The 7,886-nt window shown below is 70.7% G+C and carries 11 protein-coding genes and 1 pseudogene; 6 read left to right on the forward strand and 6 right to left on the reverse strand.

All coding sequences use genetic code 11. The features are described 5' to 3' along the window. The first annotated feature begins 61 nt into the window (after nucleotides 1–61). A complete protein-coding gene (locus tag I5E_RS26740) occupies nucleotides 62–1,324 on the forward strand; it encodes a helix-turn-helix domain-containing protein (RefSeq protein WP_222836449.1) in 1,263 nt (420 codons plus the stop codon). Nucleotides 1,325–1,326: 2 nt separating this feature from the next. Beyond that, nucleotides 1,327–1,875: a PIN domain-containing protein gene (locus tag I5E_RS05870; protein ID WP_022906171.1), complete on the forward strand. Its 549-nt coding sequence runs from the start codon at nucleotides 1,327–1,329 to the stop codon at nucleotides 1,873–1,875. Here the strand turns inward: I5E_RS05870 and I5E_RS05875 are convergent, their stop codons facing one another. Next, entirely contained in the window at nucleotides 1,876–2,508 is a 633-nt protein-coding gene (locus I5E_RS05875) for an O-methyltransferase (RefSeq protein ID WP_022906172.1), read from the reverse strand. 64 nt (nucleotides 2,509–2,572) lie between these two features. Between I5E_RS05875 and I5E_RS05880 the strand changes: the two genes are divergently transcribed. From I5E_RS05880 to I5E_RS25255, 4 genes are all read left to right on the forward strand, one after another. Further along, a complete protein-coding gene (locus I5E_RS05880; RefSeq protein WP_022906173.1) occupies nucleotides 2,573–2,941 on the forward strand; it encodes a twin-arginine translocase TatA/TatE family subunit in 369 nt (122 codons plus the stop codon). Nucleotides 2,942–2,960: 19 nt separating this feature from the next. Beyond that, nucleotides 2,961–3,107, forward strand: a complete 147-nt coding sequence (locus I5E_RS25245; protein WP_022906174.1) for a hypothetical protein — start codon at nucleotides 2,961–2,963, stop codon at nucleotides 3,105–3,107. A 321-nt stretch (nucleotides 3,108–3,428) separates the two neighbouring features. Further along, entirely contained in the window at nucleotides 3,429–3,635 is a 207-nt protein-coding gene (locus tag I5E_RS25250; protein WP_187290466.1) for a hypothetical protein, read from the forward strand. A 27-nt stretch (nucleotides 3,636–3,662) separates the two neighbouring features. Then, nucleotides 3,663–3,875: a hypothetical protein gene (locus I5E_RS25255; protein ID WP_022906178.1), complete on the forward strand. Its 213-nt coding sequence runs from the start codon at nucleotides 3,663–3,665 to the stop codon at nucleotides 3,873–3,875. Nucleotides 3,876–4,030: 155 nt separating this feature from the next. On the opposite strand, the pseudogene I5E_RS26905 reads toward I5E_RS25255, so the two are convergent. The 5 genes and pseudogenes from I5E_RS26905 to I5E_RS05930 all read right to left on the reverse strand — a co-directional run. Then, nucleotides 4,031–4,174, reverse strand: a pseudogene (locus I5E_RS26905) (carbohydrate-binding protein); the annotation flags it as partial. Between the two features lie 264 nt (nucleotides 4,175–4,438). Next, nucleotides 4,439–5,287 (reverse strand): class I SAM-dependent methyltransferase, encoded by an 849-nt coding sequence (locus I5E_RS05915; RefSeq protein ID WP_022906180.1) that lies wholly within the window; start codon nucleotides 5,285–5,287, stop codon nucleotides 4,439–4,441. 10 nt (nucleotides 5,288–5,297) lie between these two features. Then, complete coding sequence (locus tag I5E_RS05920) at nucleotides 5,298–6,458, reverse strand: Mrp/NBP35 family ATP-binding protein (protein ID WP_022906181.1); 1,161 nt, start codon at nucleotides 6,456–6,458, stop codon at nucleotides 5,298–5,300. Further along, nucleotides 6,451–6,948, reverse strand: a complete 498-nt coding sequence (locus tag I5E_RS05925; RefSeq protein WP_042723632.1) for a DUF1003 domain-containing protein — start codon at nucleotides 6,946–6,948, stop codon at nucleotides 6,451–6,453. The genes I5E_RS05920 and I5E_RS05925 overlap by 8 nt, the downstream gene beginning before the upstream one ends. 52 nt (nucleotides 6,949–7,000) lie before the next feature. Further along, nucleotides 7,001–7,886, reverse strand: an 886-nt coding sequence (locus I5E_RS05930; RefSeq protein WP_022906183.1) for a magnesium transporter MgtE N-terminal domain-containing protein, incomplete at its 5' end; no start/stop codon positions are given.

The raw sequence follows: 7,886 nt of genomic DNA on the forward strand, positions 1-7,886 counted from the left end.
CGCACCGCGCGCGTCTACCCCGCACAGGGCGGATGTCGGCGCGGCAGGGCAAGATGGCGGCGTGCCGAGGACCCACCTGCCGATCCGTCGCGTCGAGGAGTTCCGCGACCCGCACCCGATGCCACGCGACGTCTGGCCCGCCACGCTCGCCCCGGTCCGGCAGCTCCTCGACGAGGGGCTCGACCTCGACCCGGTCACGGTCTTCGTCGGCGAGAACGGTGTCGGCAAGTCCACCATCGTCGAGGCCATCGCGCTGCAGTTCGGCATGGGACCCGAGGGCGGCGGCACGGGGGCACGGCACGCGACCCGTCCGTCCGAGTCCGACCTGTGCGAGCACATCGCCATCCGACGCGACTTCGGCGCCCCGCGCGGCGGGTTCTTCCTGCGGGCGGAGACCATGCACGGCTTCTTCACCTACCTCGAGGAGCACCCGAACCACGCCCGACCCGAGCCGGTCTTCCACGAGCGCAGCCACGGCGAGTCGTTCCTCGACTTCGTGATCGACCGCGCGCGGTGGCCCGGCCTGTGGATCCTCGACGAGCCCGAGTCCGCGCTGTCGTTCTCCGGCTGCCTGGCGCTGATCGGCCTGCTGCAGTCCATCGTCGAGAGCGGTGTCGGACAGGTGCTCATGTCGACGCACTCACCGGTGCTCGCGGCCTTCCCCGGTGCGACGATCCACGAGGTCGGCGAGTGGGGGCTCCGGCGCACGGAATGGGCCGACCTCGACCTGGTCCGGCACCAGCGATCGTTCCTGGAGTCCCGGAGCGGTACCTGCGCCACCGGGGGGACGACAGCTGTTTTCGATATTTCGACTAGGATCAGCGACATGTCGACGCCCACCGACCTTCCGGACCGCCGCGCGACGTCGCGGACGTACTTCCCTGCGGATGACCGCGAAGACATCGCGGGACTCGCGCAGCTGCTCCGTGAGATCGAACACGCCGCGCGTGACGAGCAACTCGCCGAACTCCGCGCGCCCGACGGGCGGGTGCGGAAGATCCCGACGGAGATCTTCGAGGTGCTCGAACAGGTCGCTGACGCGCTCGCGCAGGGGAGCGGCGTGACCGTCGCGCGGAACGACACCCAGATGACCACGCAGCAGGCTGCCGATTTCCTCGGAGTGTCACGCCCGACGCTCGTGAAGTACCTCGAGGACGGAAGTATCGCGTTCGACAAGCGCGGTCGGCACCGTCGAGTGCTCCTCCGTGATCTCGTTGACTTCCAAGAGCAGTTCCGAACCCGGCGCCGTGCAGCTCTGCGGCGAGCTGCGCGCGACGGGCAGGTGCTCGAACGGGTGCAGGACGACGGGGCGACGGCTGGCTGATCGTGGCGTTCCCCGTCTTCTTCGACGCCTGCGCGATCTACGGCATCACGCTCTCGGATGTTCTCCTCCGGCTCGCTGACGAAGGAGCCTTCCGCCCGCTGTGGTCTGAGGAAGTCCTCGACGAGGTTCGACGGAACGCGGTCGCTGGCGGGATCACGTCGGAAGGGATCGTCCGACGGTTGGACATGATGCGGACCTACTTCCCAGACGCGCTCGTGACCGGGCACGGCGACCTCGTCGACGGGTTGACGTGCGATCCGAAGGATCGCCACGTCCTGGCTGCGGCGATCCGTTCGAAGGCCGACCTCCTCGTCACCTTCAACGTCCGTGACTTCCCGACAGAGTCACTCGAAGCCTTCGACGTCGAGGTCGTTCACCCCGACACGTTCTTGCTCGACCAGCTTGATCTGTTCCCGGGCATGATCATCAGGGTGCTCCGGGAGCTCAGTGAGGATTATGTTTCGCCTCCACAGAGCGTGCACGACATCCTCGGCACGCTCCGGCGAGCGGGCGTTCCGAAGTTCACCGACGAGGTGCGTCGCTACCTCTGACTAGGCGGAGACCTTCGTCATCTGCAGCAGTCCGTCTCCGGCCGGCGACAGTGCGCTGATGACCGCACCCGACGTCGAGACCTCGGTGAGCAGCAGGCGGAAGTCGGTGGTCGCCCGGTCCCGCTTCACGGGATCGGCGACGCGGCCGCGCCACAGGGCGTGCGGCACGAGGACGGTCCCGCCGAGGCGCGCCAGCCGCAGGCCGTGCTCGACGTACTCGATGACGTGCTCCGGGTCGGCGTCGACGAGGACGACGTCGTAGGACGCCTCGTTCATGCGCGGCAGCACCTGGTTCGCGCGACCCGGGATGAGCCGGATGCGTGCGGGTGCGGTGCCGGCGGCGATGAACGCGTCACGGGCGTACTGCTGGTGGTCGACCTCGACGTCGATCGTGGTGAGCGTGGCGGACGGTGCGCCCCCGAGCAGGTACAGCCCGGACACCCCGAGTCCGGTCCCGATCTCGATCATGCTCGTGGCGCGCGAGGCGGCCGCGACGACCCCGATCTGTGCGCCGATGGCGGGGGAGATCGCCTCGACCCCGAGTTCGAGGGAGTGCTCCCGCGCTCGGGCGATCACCTCGGACTCCGAGACGATGTCCTCGGCGAACTTCCAGTTCGACTCTTTCTCTGACACGCACACTCCGTTCGGGTGACAACTCTACGGGTGCTGCGCGGTGCGGACGGGTTACGCTCGTACCGTGTTCGACGGCTTCGAGAAGTTCCTGGTGATCGGGATCATCGGCGTCCTCCTGCTCGGTCCGCAGCGGCTGCCGCAGTACGCACAGAAGCTCGCCGAGTTCGTCAAGGCCGTCCGCCGCTTCGCCGACACCGCGAAGGACCGGATGCGCGAGGAGATGGGCCCGGAGTTCGACGAGGTCGACTGGCAGAAGCTGGACCCCCGGCAGTACGACCCGCGACGCATCATCCGTGACGCGCTGCTCGACTCCGGCAGCAGCGTGGCCGCCGTGCAGACGGCGCAGGTGACCGCCTCCAAGGTCCGTGCGACGGCACCCGTGGTGCCGCTCGCCGTCGGCGAGGCAGCACCGTTCGACGCCGAGGCGACCTGACGCCGGATCACGTGACCGTGTGACGGCCAGGAACCGGTCCGTCCAGGCGAGCGCCGGTGCGCTCGGCACCGAGCTGCAGGTCGACATCGCCGTCGTGGAGGAGCACGGGGTGTCCCGGTCGAGCGACCAGAAGTGGATGCCTGCGAGACCGTTCGCCTTCGCGTAGGCGGTCAGCGTGTCGACGTCGGCGAGGGTGAACACCTCGTCCGAGGCGTCGTTCACACCGATCATCGGGGTGACCTCGATCTTCGACGGCGCGATGCCGTAGGTGTGCTCGAGGTTCGTGACGGCCTGGATCGAGGACTTGCCCATCTCGCAGGTCGACCCGGAGAGGACGCAGTTCGCGGTCGTCGCGCGGCCGAAGTCCATCGTCATGAGGTTGACGGTGTAGTTCGTCAGGCTCGACGCCTTGATGGCCTTGACCGTGGCGTCACCGGTGCTGTTCAGGCCGCCGAAGCTCCCGTCGCTGGCAGCCAGGGTCGCGAGGGTGAACGAGAACCGCATCCCCGGGTACTTCGACTGCGCGAGCGCCGCGGCGTTCACGAGGTTCTGCACGTCGGCGGCGGACTGCCCGCTCTCGATGTCGAAGTCGACGCCGATCATGTGCGGGGTCGCGTACCGCGCGATGAAGCTCTGCAGCGCCGTACCGGAGCACTTGAACGACCCCGCCGCGCCGCCGGTGCTGACGATGTAGTTCACCCCGGCGGCGTCGAGCTTCGGGATGTTGGCGCTCGCGAAGGCGTCCGCGGCGACCCCGCCCCAGTTCTCGCTGCCGCAGGTGCCGGTCGCGAAGGCGAGGGTGATCGCCCCGAGCCCGGGCTCACGGGTGGACACGAGACTGTTCGACGACCCGACGACGGGGACCCGTGATCCGGTGACCGCGGTGTTCATCACGTTGGTGTTCCAGTCGAGGTTCACGGTGACGTCCTTGTAGGGGCTGAAGACCAGGCCCTTCGCCGTCCCGCCCGAGCCGCCCGTGCCCGTGCCCCCGCCGGTACCCCCGCCCGTGCCGGTCCCGCCGCCACCCGTGCCCCCGCCGGTGCCCGTGCCGCTGCACGCGCCGGTCGAGGTCCACGGCTGGCCGCTCCCCGTCGCCCCGGAGTGGGTCGCCGGGTCGTCGCCCTGCGTCCACCAGTTCGCGGTGTAGTTCGTGCCGTTCTCGCTCGCCGTCGCCCCGCCGGTGTAGGCGGTGCCGGCGTTCCACGCGGTCGCGCACGCCGCGGTGGCGGCCATGGCGGGACCCGCGGCGACGGAGCCGCCCGCGAGTGCCGCCGCGATCGCCGCGACGAGTCCGATCCTGAGCCTGGTCTTGCTGTTCACACGGTTCTCCTGTCCTCGGCCGGCGTCGTTGCCGGACACGGGTGGAGCTCCTGCAGACCGAGATTCCGCAGGAGCATTGTGGAATACCCCTGCATAATGCTCCGCGGTGGAACGACCTGTCCATGAAAGGACGTACAGCCGAGCGGTCTCCGGACTGTTCGGCTGTGGTCCGCCCGCTCAGTCCCTGGTGGCGACGATCGTGAACGTCGTGGGGAGCCGGTCCCGGTCCTCGCCGGGCCACGCCCACGAGCCGTCGCCGGTGTCGACCATGCGCGCGCTGAACCGCCACGGCAGGGTGCGGCCTTCGTCGAGTCGTCGGAGTCGGAGCCCGGCACCGAGCATGGCGTTCACGATCTCGGACAGCGGGTGCGGCCACTCGTACGTCCGGGTGTTCGCCACCGTGCCCTCGCCGGCGTAGGTGCCGGCGTCGTCCCACTGCTGTGCCGAGCCGTCCGCGAAGTACCGGTAGCGGGTGACGAGCCCGTCGGCGTCCTCGTCGAGCGCGTACAGGGCGGGGTGGCCGTCGCGGATGAAGAACACGCCGCCCGGCCGGAGGAGCGCCGCGACCTGGGCCGCCCAGCGGTCCAGGTCGTCGAGCCAGCAGATCGTGCCGATGCTCGTGTAGACGACGTCGAAGTCGCCGACCACCGCAGCTCGGGCGTCGAGGACGTCCGTCTCGACCCAGGTGACGTCGAGGCCGAGGCGTGCCGACAGCCCGGCGGCCGAGGCGAGCGCCGCGGGGGAGAAGTCGACGCCGGTGACGCGGGCGCCCTCGCGTGCGAGCGAGACCGTGTCGGTGCCGATGTGGCACTGCAGGTGGCAGAGGTCGAGGCCGGCGAGGGAACCCTCCGGCAGCCAGGGGCGGAGCGCCGGCAGGTCGTCGCGGACCACGGTCGAGCGGTGGTCCGGGTCGGTCAGGGCGTCGATCTCGTAGGCGCCCTCGTGGATGGGCACCCGGTCGTCCCAGTTCGCGCGGTTGGTGTCGCGGGCCTGCTCCCAGTCGACGCTGACGTGATCAGTGCTCATGCACTCGACCCTACGACAGCGTCAGACCGAGCTTCCGACCCGACAGCCCGCGCCCCATGGTGCCGATGCGGTCCGCGATCTCCGCCAGCGCCAGCGCCGCCGGGTCTCCTGGAACGCCGAGCACGACCGGCAGCCCGGCGTCCCCGCCCTCGCGGAGCGGCACCGACAGCGGCACGCTGCCGAGGACCGGCACCGGGGCGTCCTGGCCGCGGGAGAGCCGTCGCGCGGTCTCCTCGCCACCACCCTCGCCGAAGAGGTGCAGCACCTGGCCGTCCGGCTGCACGAGACCCGCCATGTTCTCGACCACGCCGATCACCCGCTGCCCGGTCTGCCGGGCGACCGTACCGCTCCGCTCGGCGACGTCCGCCGCGGCCGCCTGGGGCGTGGTGACGACGAGGACCTCGGCGTGCGGGAGGAGCTGGCCGACCGAGATCGCCACGTCTCCGGTGCCGGGCGGCAGGTCGAGCAGGAGTACGTCGAGGTCGCCGAAGTACACGTCGGTGAGGAACTGCGAGACGGTCCGGTGCAGCATCGGGCCGCGCCACGACACCGCGGTCGAGACGTCGTCGACGAACATGCCGATCGAGACGACCTTCACGTCGTGGGCGACCGGCGGGAGGATCATGCTGTCTACCCGTGTCGGCCGGGGTGCGACGCCGTGCTCGTCGGTGAGGCCCATCAGCCCGGGCACGCTGAACCCGTGCACGTCGACGTCGACGATCCCCACGCGCTGCCCGCGGGCCGCGAGGGCCGCCGCGAGGTTCACGGTGACCGTCGACTTGCCGACGCCGCCCTTGCCGCTCGTGACCGCGATCACCCGGGTGAGCGAGTCCGCGGTGAACTGCACGCCCCGGGGTCTCCCCGCGCGGAGGCGTTCGGTGAGCGCGGCGCGGGTCGCCGGGGCCATCACGGACACGTCGACCGCCACGCTGGAGACACCGTCCACGGAACCCGCGGCCGCACGCACGTCGCGCTCGATGGTGTCGGCGGCTGGGCACCCGACGATCGTGAGCTGCAGGTCGACGCGCACCGCGCCTCCTGGCTGCACGTCGACACCACGGATCATGTCGAGCTCCGTGACGGGCCGGCGGATCTCGGGGTCGATCACGCGGCCGAGCGCGGCGAGGACCGCGGTGCCCAGCTGCTCGTCGGACCGGTCGCCGTCAGCCACGGGCCGTCGTGCCGGGTTCGTCGGCGAAGCCGGCGTCCTCGGCGTCGCGCCGGTCGAGCTCCTCGAGCAGGGAGCGGATCTCGGCGCGGATGAAGTCCTTCGACGCCATGTCCCGCATCGCCAGGCGGAGCGCCACGACCTCGCGGGCGAGGTACTCGGTGTCGGCGAGGTTCCGCTCGGCGCGCTGCCGGTCCTGCTCGAACTGCACGCGGTCGCGGTCGTCCTGCCGGTTCTGGGCGAGCAGGATGAGCGGTGCCGCGTACGACGCCTGCAGGGACAGCACGAGCGTCAGGGCCGTGAAGCCGATCGCCGCGGAGTCGAACTGCCACGCCCGGGGTGCGAGCGTGTTGTAGCCCATCCACACGACGCAGAAGAGGGTGAGGCCGACGAGGAACCACGGCGTGCCCATGGCCCGCGCGATGCCCTCGGTCGCGCGACCGAAGGTGTCACCACGGCCGCGGCGTCGGGTCGGCAGGACGCGGGTGCGCATGCCCTTGGGCGAGTCGAGTCGAGCGTCGGTCCGCTCGCGATCGCGGCGGTTGTCATCCGTTCGGGCCACGGGTGGTCCTCCTTCCCGTCGTCACGGGCGTCCTGCGTGGGCGTTGGCGTGGAAGCGGTGAGGGTTCCCCCTCGCCCTGACTTCGCCAGTCGTCCGGCAGGACGTGGTCGAGGACATCGTCGATCGTCACCACCCCGACGAGTCGGTGGGCGTCGTCGACCACGGGCACGGACAGCAGGTTGTAGGTCGCCATGATGCGCGTGACCTCGGCCGCACTCGCGTCCACGCGGACCGGGTCGGTCTGCTGGTCGATCAGGGTGCCGAGCCGCTCGTTCGGCGGGTACCGGAGCATCCGCTGGAAGTGCACGAGCCCGAGGAACCGCCCGGTCGGCGGTTCGTACGGCGGCAGCGTCACGCAGACGGCGGCACCGAGCACCGGCGCGAGCTCGTGACGGCGGACGAGTGCGAGGCCCTCGGCGACGGTGGCGTCCGCCGAGACGATCACCGGCTCGGTCGTCATGAGCCCACCGGCGGTGTCCGGCTCGTACTCGAGGAGCATGCGGACGTCCTGCGCCTCCTCCGGCTCCATGAGCTGGAGGAGCGCTTCACTGCGTTCGTCGGAGAACTGCGCGAGGACGTCGGCCGCGTCGTCGGGCTGCATGTGGTCGAGGACGTCGGCGGCCCGGGAGTCCTCGAGCCGGGTGAGGATCTCGATGCGCTCCTGGTCGGGCATCTCCTCGAGCACGTCGGCGAGCCGGTCGTCGGGGAGCTCCTCGGCGACCTCGAACCGGCGCTCGGCGGGGAGGTCGAGCAGCGTGGACGCCAGGTCCGCCGGCAGCAGGTCGGAGTAGGCGGCGATGACGTGCTCGGCCGACTGTGCCTCGCCGGGGAGCTCGTCCTCGGTGACCTCGTTCCAGGTCGCGAACGTC

The sequence above is a fragment of the Curtobacterium sp. B18 genome (assembly GCF_000333375.1).
GTDB lineage: Bacteria > Actinomycetota > Actinomycetes > Actinomycetales > Microbacteriaceae > Curtobacterium.

What these genes read in the sequence shown, in the direction of transcription:
- I5E_RS25255 (WP_022906178.1), top strand. Translation starts at nt 3,663, where the DNA reads ATGTTGGCGCTCGCGAAGGCGTCCGCGGCGACCCCGCCCCAGTTCTCG.
- I5E_RS05915 (WP_022906180.1), bottom strand. Translation starts at nt 5,287, where the DNA reads ATGAGCACTGATCACGTCAGCGTCGACTGGGAGCAGGCCCGCGACACC.
- I5E_RS05925 (WP_042723632.1), bottom strand. Translation starts at nt 6,948, where the DNA reads ATGCGCACCCGCGTCCTGCCGACCCGACGCCGCGGCCGTGGTGACACC.